Raw genomic sequence first — 16,746 nt, forward strand, 5'->3', positions numbered from 1 at the left:
CCACGATGCGCGCGGCCGTGTCGGGGCTGGTGCCGGCCAGGTAGGGCACCACCCATTTGATGGGGCGCGTGGGCCAGGCGCTGTCATGTGTGGCGGCTGTGGCGGCTGTGGTGGCCCAGGGCAGGCCTGCGGCAAGCGATGCGGCGCCCGCAGCGCGCAGGAATCGGCGTCGGTCCGGCCTTTGGGATGGATTGTCTTGCATGGCGTTGTCTCCTTGTCTTTTCGCTTCTATGCCGGCCGGCCTCAGGCGCCGGCCCGCTCCAGCAGTTCCTTGGCGATGGTGTTGCGCTGTATCTCGCTGGTGCCCGTGAGCACGCGGTACATGCGCAGCATGCGGAACAGGAATTCCACGCGCCGGCCCTGGACGATGCCTTCGCCGCCATGGATCTGCACGGCGCGGTCGGCGATGCGGAACGCCGTCTCCGAGCAGAACAGCTTGCTCATCGAGGCCTGGGCGCGCGCATCGATGCCGGCGTCGATGGCGCGGGCCGTCTGCACCATCAGTGCGCGCGCGGCCATCCATTCGGTGGCCATGTCGGCCAGCATGTGCTGTATGGACTGGAACTGGGCAATGCTGCGGCCGAATTGCTGGCGCCCCAGCGCATAGTCGCGCGCATCGCGCAGCGCCACCTGGGCCAGGCCCAGCATGGCCGGGCAGTGCAGCAGGCGGTTGACGGTGATGCGGCCCAGCGCCAGGGCCAGGCCCCGGCCCGGCTCGCCGATCAACTGGGCAGCGGGCACGCGGCAGCCGTCGAGCACGATGTCCCCCGTGCTCGATTGCCCCGCCATGGTCTTGTAGCCGCTGACCACCTGCACGCCCGGGGCACGCAGGTCCACGAAGAAGGCGCTGATCTCGCGCTGCGGGCTGCCCTCGGGCGCGGTCGAGGCCATGAGCACGGCGAAGTCGGCAAACGGCGAGCCCGAGATGAAGCGCTTGCGGCCGTGCAGCACGTAGTGATCGCCTTCGAGCACGGCGCGCGTCTCCAGCGCGCCCGCGTCCGAGCCGGCCGCTGCCTCGGTCAGTGCAAAGCAGATGGATTTCTCGGCGCGCGCCACGGGCAGGATGAACTGCTCCATCTGCAAAGGCGTGGCCTTGCGGATCAGCGCGCCTATGCGCGGCGGGCCGCTGAGTTCGCCCAGCACATGGGGCGCGAAGGGCGAGCCCGTGGCGTAGATGGCCTCCTTGACCAGCACCTGGTCGAGCACGGACAGGCCGGCGCCGCCCATGGCCTCGGGCAGGGTCATGCCGTAGAAGCCGCGCGCATGCGACAGCTTCCAGACCTGGCGCAGCAGTTCGGTGGAGGCGCTGTTTTCATGGTCCACGCCATGCGCGCGGGCGAGGTCGGCCAGTTCGCCGTGGATGAAGGCGTTGAGCGCGTCGATCAGGCCGGCTGCGCGCTCGGAGCCTTCAAAAGGCATTTCCAGCAGGGCAGCGTTGGCGGCGGGGAGAGTGTCTTTGGCGTTCATCTCAGTTCACCTTACGGGCGTGGTTGGCCCAGTAGGGCGCCTGCACGGCGCGGCGCATGACCTTGCCGTTGGGGTTCTTGGGCAACTGCTGCACGAATTCGATGTGGCGCGGGCGCTTGAAGCCGCCCAGGCGCTCGGCGCAGAAGCTGTCCAGCGCGGCACTGTCGCCGGCCAGGCCGGGCTTGAGCACGATGTGGGCGGCCACGGCCTCACCCCATTTGTCGTCGGGGATGGCGAACACGCAGGCATCGGCCACCGAGGCATGTTCGTAGAGCACGGACTCCACCTCGGACGGATAGACGTTGAAGCCTCCGCTGATGACCATGTCCTTCTTGCGGTCCACGATGTAGACAAAGCCCTGCTCGTCCATGCGGGCCAGATCGCCCGTGTGGTAGCGGCCGTTCCTGAGCACCTCGGCCGTCAGCTCGGGCGCGCGCCAGTAGCCTGCAAAGACATCGGCGCCGCTGACCACGATCTCGCCGATCTCGCCCTCGGGCACCGGGCGGCCCTCGTCGTCCAGCACCTCGACCAGGGATTCCAGGAAGGGCCGGCCGCAGGAAGCCAGCCGCTCGGGGCGCGATGCGCGCGCCTGCAGGTGGTCCTGCACCGTCAGGCCGCAGACACCGGAGGTGGTCTCGCCCGCGCCATAGCCCTGCGACAGGATGGGGCCGAACACGTCCATGGCCTGCAGGATGCGTGCCGGCGCCATGGGCGCTGCGCCGTAACCCAGGCGCAGCAGGTCGGGCAGGGGGCGGTAGCGGCCGCCGATCTCGGCCAGCAGCATGTTGATCATGGTGGGCACCATGAAGGTATGGGTGACGCGCCGCGCCTGCATCTCGGCCATGAAGGCGCCCGGCTCGAAGCCCGAGAACAGGTGGATGGTGGCTCCCGTGCACAGCGCCGGCACCATCTGCATGCCCGAGGCGTGCGTGACCGGACCGACCAGTCCCAGCACGTGGCCGGCCTGCATGCCCTCGCCGCGCATCAGGAATTTGCGCAGCTGGGCCAGGCGGTTGCCGAAGGTCTGCATGGCGGCCTTGAGCACGCCCGATGAACCCGAGGTGTAGTGGAGCACGGCCACCTCGTGCTCCTGCACGGCCACGGGCTGGAAGCGGTCGCTGGCGCGGGCGAGCAGGGCCTCGTAGCTTTCGCCGGCGGGGCCGTCCAGCAGCAGCAGGCGCACGTCGGCAGACTGCAGGTGCGGCTTGAAGGCCTCGGCGCGCGCTGCGGTGGTCACGATGACGGCGGCATCGCTGTTGGCCGCGATATCGCCCACTTCGCGCGGCGAAAGGCGTGCGTTGAAGGGCGCCTTGATGAGCCCGGCCTTGTAGCAGGCGATCTCGATCTCCACGATTTCCACGCAGTTGGGCAGGTAGATGCCCACGCGGTCGCCACGGGCCAGGCCCTGGGCAAGCAGGGCGTTCGCCAGGCGGTTGGAGCGCTGTTCCAGCTCGGCATAGCTGATGCTGCGCGCGGCGCTGGTCACGGCCGGCTGCACGCCGTGGGCCCTGCAACTGCGCGCGACCAGTTCGCCGACATTGGGGATGGGAAGGGAGTGGGAATGGGTGTGGCCTGCGGTGGGCCGGGATGTCTCGTGCATGGCATTCCTTGGCTGAAGCCGCGCGTTTTGCGCGGCGTGCCATGCACTGTTCCAGAAGAGGCCTGGAGCGGGGAAATACCGTTTAGTGATTCAGGCGCATCAGAAAAATTGATGTCCAGATCAACCCTTGCGGTATTTGCTGATGACCCCGTGCCCAGACCCCTGCGGTCATGCCGTCATGCCTGCTGCCAGCGTGCCTGCCAGATGCCGGCCGTGATGAGTTGCCGGGCCTGTGCCATCAGCGCCTGCTGGACTACCTGCAGCGCCGGATCGCTGCTGCGGTTGGCCTGCACGGCCAGGAAGTAGCGGCGCAGCAGTTCGGGCGCCGTGACCTGGGCCACGATCCAGCCGTGCTGGATGGCCGTGGGCGCAGCCTTGGCTTCCTCGCGCAGCCAGGCGGGCGCATCGCTCAGTGAACAGGCGGGCGTGAAGGTGAAGCCCGCGCCGCAGTGGTAGAGCGAGCGGATGACGCGGGCGGAATCGTGTTCGTGGACGATGTTCAGCCGCAGGTTGCGCGCGTCGGCCGCGGCCTCCACGGTCTGGCGGATGGAAAAGCGCCGCGACTGCAGCACCAGCGGCAGCTGGCAGGCGTGGGCAAAGTCCATGTGAGGCAGGCCGCCGTCCGGCGCGGGGCGCAGCAGCGGGGCCACGCTGCCGTCGACGTCCTGGCCGCAGACGTAGATGGATTCCTCGGCCATGGGCTGCACCTGCATGTCGTGCAGGCTGGCCGTGTCCACAAGAATGGCCAGGTCTGCGCGCCGGTCCAGCATGGCTTTTTGCACCATGAGGCTGAGGTCGTCGAGCACGAAGATGCGTATGCGCGGGTGGCTGTTGCGCAGGCTGGCGATCACGGGGCCGGCCAGCAGGCTGGTCAGCAAAAAGGGCAAGGCGATGGTGACCGAGCCTTCGGGGCCCTGGGGCAGGCGCTGTATGCGCTCGCGCATCGCATCGGCGTCGGACAGCAGGCGGCGTGCGTCCTCGTACAGCTGGGCGCCGGCCGGCGTGGGAGTCACGCCGGCGTGGCTGCGCTCCAGCAACTGGGCGCCCAGCTCGCCTTCCAGCTTCTTGATCTGCGCCGTGAGCGCGGGCTGGGCCACGTACAGCGAGTGCGCGGCGCGCGAGAGGCTGCCCGCCTCCAGCACCGCGATGAAGTAGCGCAGCGCCCGCAGGTCCATCTCAGCCCAGGGGGCGGTAGGTGGGGCGCAGGGCCTCGATGTCGCCTTCGGTCCAGGCGCGCAGTGCCTCCTGGGTGATCAGCAGCACCTGCTCGTCGCCCGAGCTGGTGTCCAGCCAGAACACGGGCAGGTCGGGGAAGGCGGCTTCGAAGAAGTCCTTTTCATTGCCGATTTCCAGCACGACCACGCCTTCCTTGGCCAGACGTGAAGGCAGGTCCAGCAGCAGGCGGCGGACGAAGTCCATGCCGTCAGCGCCGCCGGCCAGCGCCAGTTCGGGCTCGGCCTGGTATTCGGCGGGCAGGCGCGACATGCTGTCGGCATTCACATAGGGCGGGTTGCACAGCACCAGGTCCCAGGGGCCGGGAAGGGCGGCCAGTCCGTCGCTCTCCAGCAATTGCACGCGCTCGGCGAGTTCATGGCGGTCCACGTTGATGCGCGCCACGGCCAGCGCGTCTGCCGAGATGTCGGCGCCCGTGACCTCGACCTCGGGCCAGGCCATGGCGGCCAGGCAGGCGAGGCTGCCGTTGCCGGTGCACAGGTCCAGCACGCGGCGCGTGCGGTCGGACAGCCAGCCGTCGATGCTGCCGTCGGCCAGCAGCTCGGCAATGAAGCTGCGCGGCACGATGGCGCGCTCGTCCACGTAGAAGGGCACGCCCTGCAGCCAGGCCTCGCGCGTGAGGTAGGCGGCGGGCTTGCGCGTTCGGATGCGCTCTGCGAACAGCTCGGCCACTTCGGCCTGCTGCTGGGCGCTGACGGCCTGGTCGGCCAGGGATTCGGGCGCGCCGGGTGCCAGTTCGCTGTCCAGCGGCAGGCCCAGCTTCCACAGCGTGAGCCAGGCCGCTTCGTCTTCGGCCGTGGCCGTGCCGTGGCCAAAGGCCACGCCGGCCGCCGTGAGCGCTGCGGCGCCCGAGGCTACGAGGTCGGCGATGTTGCTGCCCGAGATGGCGGGAATATTGGCAGGGGTGGGGGCGGATGTCATCGTCGGCTCCTTGGTCGCGTTCAGACGGCCTGCTGGCGCTGCAGCTCCTGGAGCGTGCGGCGGTAAATGTTCTTGATGGGCTCGATGTCGGCCACCACGATGTGCTCGTCGATCTTGTGGATGCTGGCGTTGGGCGGGCCCACTTCCACGACCTGGCTGCAGATCTGGGCGATGAAGCGGCCGTCGCTGGTGCCGCCCGTGGTGGACAGCTCGGTCTCCAGGCCGGTCTCGGCGCGGATGGCCGCCTGCACTGCGCTCACCAGCGTGCCCGGCGTGGTCAGGAAGGGCTGGCCGCCAATGGTCCAGGCCAGCTCGTACTCCAGCCCGTGGCGGTCCAGCACGGCGTGCACGCGCTGCTGCAGCGATTCGGCCGTGGACTCGGTGCAGAAGCGGAAGTTGAAGTCGATGGTCACATGGCCGGGAATGACGTTGGACGCGCCCGTGCCGCCATGCATGTTGCTGATCTGCCAGCTGGTGGGCGGGAAGAAGGCATTGCCCTCGTCCCAGCGCGTGGCAGCCAGTTCGGCCAGGGCCGGCAGGGCCTGGTGGACGGGGTTGCGCGCCAGCTGCGGGTAGGCGATGTGGCCCTGGATGCCCTTGACCGTGAGGCGACCGCTCATGGTGCCCCGGCGTCCGTTCTTGATCATGTCGCCCGTGCGCTCCACCGAAGTGGGCTCGCCGACGATGCACCAGTCCAGGCGCTCGCCGCGCTCGCGCAGCAGCTCGACCACGACCTTGGTGCCGTCCACCGAGGGGCCTTCCTCGTCGCTGGTCAGCAGCAGGGCAATGTCGAAGGAGGGAGCCGGTGTCTCGGCCAGGAATTCCTCCAGCGCCACGACGAAGGCGGCGATGGAGGTCTTCATGTCGCTGGCGCCGCGGCCGTACAGCTTGCCGTCGCGGTGCGTGGGCACGAAGGGCGGGCTGCTCCACTGCTCCAGCGGGCCGGTGGGCACCACGTCGGTATGGCCGGCAAAGACCAGCACGGGCCGGTCGGCGCCTGTCCCGGAGCGCCGGGCCCAGAGGTTGCGCACGCGAAAGCTGTCGGGGCCGCTGTCGATGCGCTCGCAGGCAAAGCCCATGGGCTGCAGGGCATCGGCCAGGAGTTCGAGGCAGCCGGCGTCTTCGGGAGTGACGGAGGGCAGGCTGATCAGCTGCTCGGTCAGTTGCAGGGTGCGGGACATGGTGGGTGGAATCAAAAAACAAAAAAGTCGGAGGGCCGGCTGCCGCCAGCGTGCTCCGACATTGTGAACGCTGCGGGGCCAGTCGATCAGTTCGGCTTGACTTCCAGCATGATTTCCGTGAACGAGGGCATGTCGTCCTCGCCGGGCGTGGCCAGTTCGGCGAACTGGCTGGACGGCGCGGCATGGCTGGCCTTGACCACGTCGTTTTCCAGGCGCCACATCAGGTTGGTGGGCGAATCGGCGAAGGCCAGGGCTTCGGCGCGGTCGATGCGGCCGGAGCGGACCAGCTGCGCCAGCGCCTCTTCAAAGGTCTGCGAGCCTTCGGCCATGGATTTTTCCATGGCCTCCTTGACGCCCGAAAAGTTGCCGCGCTCGATCAGGTCGGCGATCAGCTTGGTGTTGAGCATGACCTCGACGGCCGGCATGCGGCCGCCGTCCACGGTGCGCACCAGGCGCTGGGAGATCACGCCCTTGAGCGCTGCCGACAGCTCGCCCAGCATGGTGGGGCGGATTTCCTCGGGGAAGAAGGACAGGATGCGGTTGAGCGCGTGGTAGCTGTTGTTGGCGTGCAGCGTGGCCAGGCACAGGTGGCCCGACTGCGCAAAGCCCATGGCCGAGGACATGGTCTCGCGGTCGCGGATTTCGCCGATCAGGATCACGTCGGGCGCCTGGCGCAGCGCGTTCTTGAGCGCGATCTGCAGCGATGCCGTGTCCGAGCCCACTTCGCGCTGGTTGACAATGGAGCGCTTGTTGCGGAACTGGTATTCGATGGGGTCCTCGATGGTGAGGATGTGGCCCGTGAGCTTTTCGTTGCGCGCATCGATCATCGAGGCCAGCGTCGTGCTCTTGCCCGAGCCCGTGGAGCCCACGACCAGCAGCAGGCCGCGCTTTTGCATGATCAGCTCGCCCAGCACGGGCGGCAGGTTCAGCGTGTCCATGGCCGGAATGTGCTGGGCGATGAAGCGGATCACCACGGCGCAGCTGCCGCGCTGGTGCATGGCGCTGACGCGAAAACGCCCCACGCCGCGCAGCGGCACGCCCATGTTGAGCTCGCCCGTTTCGTCCAGCTCCTGCAGGCGCTCGGCCGGCACGATCTCGGCCAGCAGGCTGCGCGGCGCGTCGGGCGGCAGCAGCTGGTTGTTGATGGGCACGCATTCGCCGTTGATCTTGATCAGCGCCGGCGCGTTGACCGCCAGGTAGACGTCGGACGCCTGCTTCTCGCCCATCAGGCGCAAAATCCTCTCCATCGTGCCCATGTTTTCCCCCAAATTCGTGTACTGCCGCTGTTCTTGGATCGTCTGCACGCTCTTGTGACGTGAAACGGGCGTCCGCTGCCTGGTGGCCGGGGACGCCCTCGAGAGTATGCCTTGCTCCATCCCCTGAACAGGGGATGTTTGGGCGCCGCAACCACGCCTTTGGCGCGGTGCGGATGCGGATCAATCGCGCAGCAGGTCGTTCAGGCTCGTGGTGGAGCGGGTCTTGGCATCGACCTTCTTGACGATGATGGCGGCGTACATGCTGTAGCGGCCGTTGTCCTTGGGCAGGTTGCCCGACACCACCACCGAGCCGGCAGGCACGCGGCCATAGCTGGTCTCGCCGGTCGCACGGTCATAGATGGGGGTGGACTGGCCGATGTACACGCCCATGGAGATCACGGAGTTCTCTTCCACGATCACGCCTTCGACGATCTCGGAACGCGCGCCGATGAAGCAGTTGTCCTCGATGATGGTCGGGTTGGCCTGCAGCGGCTCCAGCACGCCGCCCAGGCCCACGCCGCCGGACAGGTGCACGTTCTTGCCGACCTGGGCGCAGGAGCCCACGGTGGCCCAGGTGTCGACCATGGTGCCTTCATCCACATAGGCGCCGATGTTCACGTAGGAAGGCATCAGGATCGCGCCCTTGGCCACGAAGCTGCCGCGGCGGGCCACGGCCGGGGGCACCACGCGCACGCCGGTGGCGGCGATCTCGGCCTCGGTCATGCCGGCGAACTTGGTGGGCACCTTGTCGAAGAAGTTCAGGTCGCCGGACTGCATCAGCACGTTGTCCTTGAGGCGGAAGGACAGCAGCACGGCCTTCTTGATCCACTGGTGCACGGTCCACTGGCCCACGCCTTCGCGCGTGGCCACGCGCAGCTGGCCGTTGTTCAGGGCTTCGATCACGTGGTCCACGGCCTCGGTCACTTCCTTGGGGGCGGCAGCGGGGGAGAGGCTGGCACGGTTGTCCCAGGCGGTGTCGATGATGGATTGCAGCTGTTGCGTCATATGGCTTTGGTGATCAAAGGGTTTGTGAGGAAAGGGGAGCGCAGGGCTGTCTCAGCGCTGGCGCGATTCTATGAACTGTGCAATGCGCTGGGCGGCTTCCAGGCATTCTGCGGTCTCGGCCACCAGGGCCATGCGCACGCGCCCGGCACCGGGGTTGCGGCCATTGGCCTCGCGCGCCAGGTAGCTGCCGGGCAGCACGGTCACGCCGGTGGCGGCATACAGCTCGCGTGCAAAGTCGGCGTCGTCCAGGCCCAGCGATTCGGGAATGCCGGCCCACAGGTAGAAGCTTGCGTCGGGCAGGCGCACATCCATCACGCGCGCCAGCACGGGCGTGACCTGGTTGAACTTTTCGCGGTACAGGCGGCGGTTTTCCTCGACATGGGCCTCGTCGGCCCAGGCCGCCATGCTGGCCGTCTGCACCACGGGGCTCATGGCGCCGCCGTGGTAGGTGCGGTACAGCAAAAAGGCCTTGATCAGGGCCGCATCGCCCGCCACGAAACCGCTGCGCAGGCCGGGCACATTGCTGCGCTTGGACAGGCTGGTGAACATCAGCAGGTTTTTGTAGTCCGTGCGGCCCAGGCGCTGCGCGGCTTCCAGGCCGCCCAGGGGGGCGGTGCCGTCGAAATAGATCTCGCTGTAGCACTCGTCGCTGGCAATCACGAAGCCGTAGCGGTCGGACAGGGCAAACAGCTTTTCCCACTCGGCCAGCGGCATCACCGCGCCCGTGGGGTTGCCGGGCGAGCAAACGAAGATCAGCTGGGTCTTTTCCCACACGTCGGCGGGCACGCTGTCCCAGTCCACTGCGAAGTTGCGCGCGGCGTCGCTGGGCGCGTAGTACGGCTGGGCGCCGGCCAGCAGGGTGGCGCCTTCGTAGATTTGATAGAACGGGTTGGGGCAGATCACGCGCGCGCCGTCCTGGCTGGCATCCACCACCACCTGGGTGAAGGCAAACAGTGCCTCGCGCGAGCCGTTGACGGGCAGCACCTGGGTGGCGGCGTCCAGGGCAATGCCATAGCGCTGGCGAGCCCATTGGGCGCAGGCCTCGCGCAGCGCGGGCTCGCCCGCCGTGGCGGGGTACTTGGCCAGGCCGCCGAGGTCGGCGCTCAGCGCCTGTTCGATGAACGCCGGCGTGGCATGGCGGGGCTCTCCGATGCCAAGGCTGATGGGGCGCACGCCCGCCGGTGGCTGGACCCCGGCGAACAGTTTGCGAAGACGCTCAAACGGGTAGGGCTGGAGTCGGGAGAGCAGGGGATTCATGGGCTCGCATTATGGATTGATGCGCTTTCGGCATGCCGTTGCCACAGGGGACTGCGGGTCTGCACGCTGGCTTTTTTGCATTCTGTTACCTATTCTGGCATGGTCTCGACTGGGGCCATGCCATCTCGTGTGGCGGGGCCTCGTGAACGGTGAATTCCAGATACCAATGACTAGAGAGGCAATCAGCTATGCAGGCAGGCGCTGGCATGGAAAAAGTGGGAAACAGGCATCGTAAGCATACATCCGGCCCCGGGGGCGGCTTCCTTGTATGCGCCGTGTGGGCATTGGCGGGGCCGCTTCTGGCGCTGCTAGCGCTGGTGGCCGGCTCGGCGGGCATGGGCCCCTGGGTTTGGGGAGCCTTGCTGCTGTGGGCCGGACTGCTGCTGGGCGGCATGCACAGGCTTTGGTCGCGGGTGATCGGCGAGCGGGAATTGCTGCAGCAGGCCATGCAGGGCATCGCCCAGGGCGACCTGAGCCAGCGCGTGACCGTGGAGGCGGCCGCCTCGCAGGAGGGCGCTGGTGCTGTCCAGACGCCCAAGGCGTTGCTGGGAGGCATGGTCACCTCGCTGTCGGGCATGGTGGCCGATGTGCGCAGCAACGCGGCCCTGGTGGCGCAGGCCGGGCAGCAATTGGTGAACGAGCACCAGGCGCTGTCCGATCGCACCGAGCTGCAGGCCATCAACCTGGCCCAGACCGTGGTCAGCGTGGAGCAGTTGAGCAGCGCCGTGCAGCACAACGCCGATGTGGTGGGCGTGGTCCACCACCAGGCCAGCGCCGTGCGCGGCGCCGCCGATGAAGGCGTGGTGGCCATGGGCCGCGCCGTGGAGTCGGTGGAGACCATTGAGAACAGCGCCGGGCGCATGCGGGAGATCATCGGCGTGATCGACGGCATTGCTTTCCAGACCAATATCCTCGCGCTCAACGCCGCCGTGGAGGCTGCACGGGCTGGCGAGCAGGGCCGGGGCTTTGCCGTGGTGGCCAGCGAGGTGCGCTCCCTGGCCGGCCGCTCGGCGGAGGCGGCGCGCGAGATTCGCCACCTGATTGGCGATGCGCTGACCCAGGTGGAGCACAGCACCGAGTTGATCCGCACGGCCGGGCGTGGCATGGAGCGCGTGACCGAAGGCATCCGCCAGGTGGCCGAGCACATGGGCGAGCTGTCGCAGTCCACGGGCAACCAGAGCACGGGCCTGGCCGAGATCAGCCGCGCCGTGCACCAGATCGACGAGATCACCCAGCACAACGCGCAGATGGTGGGCCACGCGCTGGACCAGGCACGCGCGCTGCAGCAGCGCGCGCAGATGCTGTCAGGGGCGGTGTCGCGCTTTCGGCTGCAGCAGGGCACGGCGGAGGAAGCCGTGGCCCTGGTCGAGTCGGCCCTGGGCCTGGCGCGGCGCGGCGTGGCCACCGAAGCACTGCTGGCCGCCGTGAACGACCCCGGACAGCCCTTCCATGACCGCGATATGTACGTGTTCGCCCTGGCCGCCGACGGCAGCTACCGCGCCTTTGGCGGCAACCCTGCGCGTGTGGGCGTGCGCGTGCAGGAGCTGCCAGGCGTGCGGGGTGAGCAGCTGCTGGCCGACATCATTGCCCAGGCCGAGCGCGGCCCAGGCTGGGTGGAGTACGACTTCAGAAACCCTGCCACGCAACAGGTACAGACCAAGATGTCCTTCGTCTGCAAGCATGGCGGGCTGTACTGGGGTTGCGGGGTCTACAAGAGCCTGGCGCTGGCTGCGTAGGCCTGCCACGGCCTGCGTGGGTGCCTATGGCGGTCTATGGCCATCTATGGGCATCCATAGGCTTGTACTGGCGGGCGTAGGCGGGTCTCGCTGCCCGCCCACATCCACTCAATGCCCTTTGGGCGTTGAGGCGCCACCCGCACGCTGGGCGCGTGCGCGGGCCAGGATGGCTGCGATGGTGGCTTGCTTGCTGTCGGTCGCCAGGGGGGGCGCCGGGCAGGGCGTGGAAGGGCTGGCGTCGTCGGCCATTTCCTGCTCCCCCAATGCAAGAGGCGTCTGCGCCCGGGCGGCACCCAGGCGCTCGCGCTCCTGTTCACGCTCTCGGCGCAGCACATAGCGCTGGCGCGCATGCTCGGCCTGCTGGGGGCTCCAGGCAGACCAGCCTGTGGCCGGGCCGCTGGCGTTGTGCAGCTCGATACAGTCCACGGGACAGACGGGGATGCACAGCTCGCAGCCCGTGCAGTGGGCGGCGATCACCGTATGCATGAACTTGTTGGCGCCCAGGATGGCATCCGTGGGGCAGGCCTTGATGCACAGGGTGCAACCGATGCACCATGCCTCGTCGATCACGGCCACGGTGCGCGGGGCTTCCGTGCCGTGCTCGGCGCTCAGTGGGACAGCGGGCCGGCCCGTCAGTGCAGCCAGCCTCTCCACTCCCGCAGCGCCCCCGGGGGGGCACTGGTTGATGCCGGCCTCGCCCGAGGCCACGGCCTGGGCATAGCTGGCGCAGTCGGGGTAGCCGCAACGCGTGCACTGCGTCTGCGGCAGCGCCGCGTCTATGCGTGCTGCCAGATCGTCGCGGGCAAGGATTGCGAAGGCGGACATGGCGTGCCGGGCTTGCTCGGTGCTCAGCCTGCCTGCACCTTGGCACCGCGCTTGCGCGGCTGCTCGGTGGCCGAGGGCGCGTCATCGCTCAGGCTGCTGGTGTGACCTGCCGCGCTGGCGGCCGTGGCGCTTTCGGGCTGGTGGGCACTGATGAACTCGCGCACCTGGGGGTAGACGATCTCTCTCCAGCGCCTGCCGCTGAAAATCCCGTAGTGTCCGGCGCCCGGCACTTCAAGGTGCTTGCGCTGATCGGCCGCGATGCCCGTGCACAGATCGTGCGCTGCACGCGTCTGGCCCGAGCCGGAGATGTCGTCCAGCTCGCCTTCGACGGTCAGCAGGGCGCTGCCCTTGATGTCCTGCGGGCGCACCAGCTCGGCCTGGCCTTCGGGCGAACGCACTTCCCAGGTGCCATGGACCAGCTTGTAGTCCTGGAACACCGTGGCGATGGTCTCGAGGTAGTAGTCGGCATCCATGTCGAGCACGGCGTTGTACTCGTCATAGAACTTGCGGTGATGCTCGGCGCTGGCGTCGTCACCCTTGATCAGGTCCTTGAAGTAGTCGTAGTGGCTCTTGGCGTGGCGGTCCGGATTCATGGCCACGAAGCCCGAGTACTGCAGGAAGCCCGGGTACACGCGGCGACCCACGCCCGGATAGCCTTCGGGCACGCGGTAGATCACGTTGTTCTCGAACCACTCGAAGCTGCGGTTCTGCGCCAGGTTGTTCACCGAGGTCGGCGAGCGGCGCGCGTCGATGGGGCCGCCCATCATGGTCATGGACAGCGGGGGCGTCTCGCCACGGCTGGCCATCAGCGACACGGCAGCCAGCACCGGCACCGTGGGCTGGCACACGCTGACCACGTGGCACTGGCCGTACTTGCCCTGCAGGTAGCGGATGAACTCCTGCACATAGTTCACGTAGTCGTCGAGGTGGAACTCGCCATCGGCCAGGGGCACCAGGCGGGCGTTCTTCCAGTCGGTGATGTAGACCTTGTGGTCGCCCAGCATGCTTTGCACTGTATCGCGCAGCAGCGTGGCGTAGTGGCCCGACAGCGGCGCCACGATCAGCACCACGGGCTGGCTCAGCATGGTCTGCAGCGTATCGGTGTCGTCGGAGAAGCGCTTGAAGCGGCGCAGCTCGCAAAACGGCTTGTCCACTTCGACGCGCTCGCGGATGGTCACGTCAACGCCGCCCACATCCACACTGTGCAGGTTGAATTCGGGCTTCTCGTAATCCTTGCCAAGGCGGTAGAACAGATCGAACCCGGCGGCCATGCGCTGGGACATCGGACCTTGGCTCAGCAAGGAGTGGGGGTTGCTGTAGAGCTTGGCTGCAGCTTGCGCGAAATCGGCAAAGGGCTCGACCATGGCGCGCTGGATTTCGTAGAGCTGATAGAGCATGGATACAAGGGGTTGTTTGGATATGTTGCAGTGCAATATATCAGCAGCAAGCTAAGAAAATTGGTAGTAAAACCCCTTTGATGCTGTCGCGTAAGTGATAGTTTTTACCGATAGGCCTGGGCGAGCGGCCGCCTCAGCCCTGGCCATCCTGCAATGCAGTCCCCCGCGCTAGGCGGCAAGCGCCGCCTCGGCCGGTTTGGTGCGCGCAAGCCGCATCACCTCTGAAGGCGGCAATTGCTTGAACTGGTGATTGCTCCACACCTGGCGCCAGCGGCGCGCCCCCGCCAGCCCGTTGCGCAACCCCAACATATGCCGCGCGATGGAGTACCAGTGCGTGCCATGCGTGCGCGCCTCGCGCTCCATATACGCCACCATCTGCTCCTCGATGGACTCGCGCGTGTGCTCCACGCTCGCATCGCCGTAGTACAGCGCATCCCACGAGGCCAGCCACCAGGGGTTGTGATAGGCCTCGCGGCCCACCATCACGCCATCGACCTGCTGCAGCAGTTCCTGCACCGTGGCATCGGCCTTGATGCCGCCGTTGATGGCAATGGTCAGTTCCGGAAAATCCTGCTTGAGCCGGGCCACGATCTCGTAGCGCAGCGGCGGGATCTCGCGATTTTCCTTGGGCGACAGGCCCTTGAGCCAGGCATTGCGGGCATGCACGATGAACACGCGGCAGCCCGCATCCGCCACCGTGCCCACGAAATCGCGCACGAACTCGTAGCTCTCATCCTTGTCGATGCCAATGCGGTGCTTTACCGTGACGGGCACATCCACCACATCCACCATCGCCTTCACGCAATCGGCCACCAGCGGCGCCTCGTTCATCAGGCAGGCGCCAAATGCGCCGCGCTGCACCCGCTCGCTGGGGCAGCCGCAATTGAGGTTGATCTCGTCATACCCCCACTGCGCCCCTAGCCGCGCGGCCTGCGCCAGATCGGAAGGCTCGCTGCCGCCGAGTTGCAGCGCCACCGGATGCTCCTCGGCCTCGAAACGCAGATGCCGCGGCACATCACCGTGCAGCAGAGCGCCCGTCGTCACCATCTCTGTGTAGAGCAAGGTGTGGCGGCTCAGAAGTCGGTGCAGGTAGCGGCAGTGTTTGTCGGTCCAGTCCATCATGGGCGCAACGGACATGCGCCACATGTTGGTAGGTGCTTGATTTTCTACGTTTGTCATTGATCTGATTGGGTTTTTTGCTCTGGCGTCGTTGCCTGATTCTTCGCCATTCAACCCCGTTTTTGCTGATTTTCTCGCTGGCTTTGCTACATCCTTCATCTGTAGCAAAACAGATGGGAGCATCACTTCACGCAAGCGCGCGCACGGCTTGCTTGCTCGCTTGCCTGCACCGCACAGATCCGGATGATGGAGAACGGCATGTTCGTCCACCGCGAAAGCCAGACCTACCGTCGGAAAGTGCTGGCCAACGAGTGGCTGCGCAGGCGCGAGTACGAAATGGACCAGGAGCGCGCTTCCTGCCAGGCTGTGCACAAGAAAATTTCAGTGGGGGAGCCACTGCGGGATTATGTCAGTGCGGCCGAAAACGTGACTGAGTGGGGCCGTAGCAAAAAGGCCGACATCGCGCGGCTGCAGGCCTCTGGCCTGGCTGACCTTCAGGCCACCAAGCTCACGGTGCAGGACCTGATGGGCTACATCAAGAAGCGGCGCACGGAAGGCGAGGCCAGCCCCGCCACCGCGCTCAATGACATGGTGTGGCTGCGCCAGGTCTTCCTGCATGCTTCGGCCGCGCGCGGCATCGATGCGCCGCTGCATGTGCTGCACCGCGCCAAGTCCGAACTACTACGCACGCGAGTGATTGCCAAGCCGGCTCAGCGCTCGCGCCGGCTGCTGCCCGAGGAAGAGGCCAGGCTGCTGGAGCACTTCGCCAGCCGCGACGGCCGGGCATCATCCACGGGAAGGGGGAGCGCAGGAAGGCCGACGACCACTACAGCGCCTGGGGCTGCGCCGCCTGCCATTCCTGGCTGGACCAAGGGCCTGCGCCCGCCTCACGCAAGGAAGCCACGTTCATGGTCGCGCATCTGCGCCAGGTCCTGGCATGGCGCGCGCTGGCCTACGCCCCGAACATCGATGCCCGCGACCGAGCCGCTGTGCTGTGGGCGCTGGGCCTGCTCAACGCCACGCCGATTCTGGATTTTTGAAAGAGGACCATCTTGGAAACCAAGGCCGCGCACACGAACCGCGACGACACGCAAAAAGAAGAAGGTGGCACCGCTTGACCTGCATGGACTGGATGGCTGGCCAGCTGGAGGGCTGGCACGAGGAGGGGGCGCGGCACAACAACCCGCGTCCTGCGGGCGTCATCCGCCCGGGCAGTGGCACCGACGTGCTGCTGCGGTTTCTGCGCCAGGCCTCCGGGCGCTGGTTCTTCCATTCCGAGCTGGTCCTGGCCCTGGGGCGCAGAAAAGGGGAAATCGATTGGGCACTGCTGTACCTGGTGCGTGAGGGGCAGGTGGAGAGCCGGCTCACAGAGTTGCCGGCGCGTAAGCCGGTGTTGCGCTATCGACTAAAGTAGTAAATGCAACTATTATTTTGGTGCGCGAGTTGTTGAAATTAATGACGTATATTGGCTTGATGTCTTGATTAAGTGCTGCGCTGATTTTTATTGTTATGCCTTCAGTTAACTGATCTCATTTTGGATTTTATATGGAATATTGGGTCTGTCTCTTATACACATCTGACGCTGCCGACGAAATGCGAACAGTGTAGATCTCGGTGGTCGGCGTATCATTAAAAAAGGGGGGGGGGGGGGGGGGGGGGGGGGGGGGGGGGGGGGGGGGGGGGGGGGGGGGGGGGGGGGGGGGGGGGGGGGGGGGGGGGGGGGGGGGGGGGGGGGGGGGGGGGGGGGGG

The 16,746-nt window shown here is 67.0% G+C and carries 15 protein-coding genes and 1 pseudogene; 3 read left to right on the forward strand and 13 right to left on the reverse strand.

The features are described from left to right. The 9 genes and pseudogenes from JHD82_RS25715 to dapC all read right to left on the reverse strand — a co-directional run. Positions 1-202 (reverse strand): annotated as a pseudogene (locus JHD82_RS25715) (tripartite tricarboxylate transporter substrate binding protein); the annotation flags it as partial. Positions 203-243: 41 nt separating this feature from the next. Beyond that, a complete protein-coding gene (locus JHD82_RS25720; protein WP_199139509.1) occupies positions 244-1,467 on the reverse strand; it encodes an acyl-CoA dehydrogenase family protein in 1,224 nt (407 codons plus the stop codon). A gap of 1 nt (position 1,468) precedes the next feature. After that, the gene (locus JHD82_RS25725; protein ID WP_199139510.1) at positions 1,469-3,067 is read right to left on the reverse strand and encodes an AMP-binding protein; all 1,599 of its coding nucleotides are present in this window, start codon (positions 3,065-3,067) and stop codon (positions 1,469-1,471) included. Positions 3,068-3,243: 176 nt separating this feature from the next. Continuing rightward, positions 3,244-4,242 carry a LysR family transcriptional regulator gene (locus tag JHD82_RS25730; protein ID WP_199139512.1) on the reverse strand — a complete coding sequence of 333 codons (999 nt, stop codon included), beginning with the start codon at positions 4,240-4,242 and terminating at the stop codon, positions 3,244-3,246. Position 4,243: 1 nt separating this feature from the next. Next, positions 4,244-5,221 (reverse strand): 50S ribosomal protein L3 N(5)-glutamine methyltransferase, encoded by a 978-nt coding sequence (gene prmB, locus JHD82_RS25735; RefSeq protein ID WP_199139514.1) that lies wholly within the window; start codon positions 5,219-5,221, stop codon positions 4,244-4,246. A 20-nt stretch (positions 5,222-5,241) separates the two neighbouring features. Then, positions 5,242-6,402 (reverse strand): succinyl-diaminopimelate desuccinylase, encoded by a 1,161-nt coding sequence (gene dapE / locus JHD82_RS25740; protein ID WP_199139516.1) that lies wholly within the window; start codon positions 6,400-6,402, stop codon positions 5,242-5,244. Between the two features lie 86 nt (positions 6,403-6,488). Then, positions 6,489-7,658 (reverse strand): PilT/PilU family type 4a pilus ATPase, encoded by a 1,170-nt coding sequence (locus tag JHD82_RS25745; protein ID WP_012205449.1) that lies wholly within the window; start codon positions 7,656-7,658, stop codon positions 6,489-6,491. 180 nt (positions 7,659-7,838) lie between these two features. After that, positions 7,839-8,663 (reverse strand): 2,3,4,5-tetrahydropyridine-2,6-dicarboxylate N-succinyltransferase, encoded by an 825-nt coding sequence (gene dapD, locus JHD82_RS25750; protein WP_012205450.1) that lies wholly within the window; start codon positions 8,661-8,663, stop codon positions 7,839-7,841. 51 nt (positions 8,664-8,714) lie between these two features. Next, complete coding sequence (gene dapC, locus JHD82_RS25755; protein WP_013802542.1) at positions 8,715-9,920, reverse strand: succinyldiaminopimelate transaminase; 1,206 nt, start codon at positions 9,918-9,920, stop codon at positions 8,715-8,717. Positions 9,921-10,108: 188 nt separating this feature from the next. Here dapC and JHD82_RS25760 point away from each other — a divergent pair, with 188 nt between their 5' ends. Next, complete coding sequence (locus JHD82_RS25760; RefSeq protein ID WP_199139518.1) at positions 10,109-11,656, forward strand: methyl-accepting chemotaxis protein; 1,548 nt, start codon at positions 10,109-10,111, stop codon at positions 11,654-11,656. Between the two features lie 108 nt (positions 11,657-11,764). On the opposite strand, the gene rsxB is transcribed toward JHD82_RS25760, so the two are convergent. The 3 genes from rsxB to dusA form a co-directional block, all read right to left on the reverse strand. Further along, complete coding sequence (rsxB, locus tag JHD82_RS25765) at positions 11,765-12,481, reverse strand: electron transport complex subunit RsxB (protein WP_199139520.1); 717 nt, start codon at positions 12,479-12,481, stop codon at positions 11,765-11,767. Positions 12,482-12,504: 23 nt separating this feature from the next. Beyond that, the gene (locus tag JHD82_RS25770; RefSeq protein ID WP_199139522.1) at positions 12,505-13,878 is read right to left on the reverse strand and encodes a polyhydroxyalkanoate depolymerase; all 1,374 of its coding nucleotides are present in this window, start codon (positions 13,876-13,878) and stop codon (positions 12,505-12,507) included. 168 nt (positions 13,879-14,046) lie between these two features. Further along, positions 14,047-15,057: a tRNA dihydrouridine(20/20a) synthase DusA gene (gene dusA / locus JHD82_RS25775; RefSeq protein WP_199139526.1), complete on the reverse strand. Its 1,011-nt coding sequence runs from the start codon at positions 15,055-15,057 to the stop codon at positions 14,047-14,049. Between the two features lie 848 nt (positions 15,058-15,905). On the opposite strand from dusA, the gene JHD82_RS30335 reads away from it, so the two are divergent. Together JHD82_RS30335 and JHD82_RS25780 are read left to right on the forward strand one after the other, a co-directional pair. After that, positions 15,906-16,037: a hypothetical protein gene (locus JHD82_RS30335; RefSeq protein WP_269848160.1), complete on the forward strand. Its 132-nt coding sequence runs from the start codon at positions 15,906-15,908 to the stop codon at positions 16,035-16,037. Between the two features lie 83 nt (positions 16,038-16,120). Continuing rightward, on the forward strand, positions 16,121-16,411 hold the full coding sequence (locus tag JHD82_RS25780; protein WP_197943342.1) for a hypothetical protein: 291 nt from the start codon (positions 16,121-16,123) through the stop codon (positions 16,409-16,411). 127 nt (positions 16,412-16,538) lie between these two features. Here the strand turns inward: JHD82_RS25780 and JHD82_RS25785 are convergent. Further along, positions 16,539-16,746, reverse strand: a 208-nt coding sequence (locus JHD82_RS25785; protein ID WP_199139524.1) for a hypothetical protein, incomplete at its 5' end; no start/stop codon positions are given.

This window comes from Delftia sp. ASV31 (genome assembly GCF_016428765.1).
GTDB lineage: Bacteria > Pseudomonadota > Gammaproteobacteria > Burkholderiales > Burkholderiaceae_C > Comamonas > Comamonas acidovorans.

Coding starts and splice junctions, on each gene's coding strand:
- JHD82_RS25720 (WP_199139509.1), bottom strand. CDS start 1,467: ATGAACGCCAAAGACACTCTCCCCGCCGCCAACGCTGCCCTGCTGGAA.
- dapE (WP_199139516.1), bottom strand. CDS start 6,402: ATGTCCCGCACCCTGCAACTGACCGAGCAGCTGATCAGCCTGCCCTCC.
- dapC (WP_013802542.1), bottom strand. CDS start 9,920: ATGAATCCCCTGCTCTCCCGACTCCAGCCCTACCCGTTTGAGCGTCTT.
- JHD82_RS25760 (WP_199139518.1), top strand. CDS start 10,109: ATGCAGGCAGGCGCTGGCATGGAAAAAGTGGGAAACAGGCATCGTAAG.
- JHD82_RS25770 (WP_199139522.1), bottom strand. CDS start 13,878: ATGCTCTATCAGCTCTACGAAATCCAGCGCGCCATGGTCGAGCCCTTT.
- rsxB (WP_199139520.1), bottom strand. CDS start 12,481: ATGTCCGCCTTCGCAATCCTTGCCCGCGACGATCTGGCAGCACGCATA.
- JHD82_RS25730 (WP_199139512.1), bottom strand. CDS start 4,242: ATGGACCTGCGGGCGCTGCGCTACTTCATCGCGGTGCTGGAGGCGGGC.
- JHD82_RS25745 (WP_012205449.1), bottom strand. CDS start 7,658: ATGGGCACGATGGAGAGGATTTTGCGCCTGATGGGCGAGAAGCAGGCG.
- dusA (WP_199139526.1), bottom strand. CDS start 15,057: ATGACAAACGTAGAAAATCAAGCACCTACCAACATGTGGCGCATGTCC.
- JHD82_RS25725 (WP_199139510.1), bottom strand. CDS start 3,067: ATGCACGAGACATCCCGGCCCACCGCAGGCCACACCCATTCCCACTCC.
- JHD82_RS25780 (WP_197943342.1), top strand. CDS start 16,121: ATGGACTGGATGGCTGGCCAGCTGGAGGGCTGGCACGAGGAGGGGGCG.
- prmB (WP_199139514.1), bottom strand. CDS start 5,221: ATGACATCCGCCCCCACCCCTGCCAATATTCCCGCCATCTCGGGCAGC.
- dapD (WP_012205450.1), bottom strand. CDS start 8,663: ATGACGCAACAGCTGCAATCCATCATCGACACCGCCTGGGACAACCGT.
- JHD82_RS30335 (WP_269848160.1), top strand. CDS start 15,906: ATGGTCGCGCATCTGCGCCAGGTCCTGGCATGGCGCGCGCTGGCCTAC.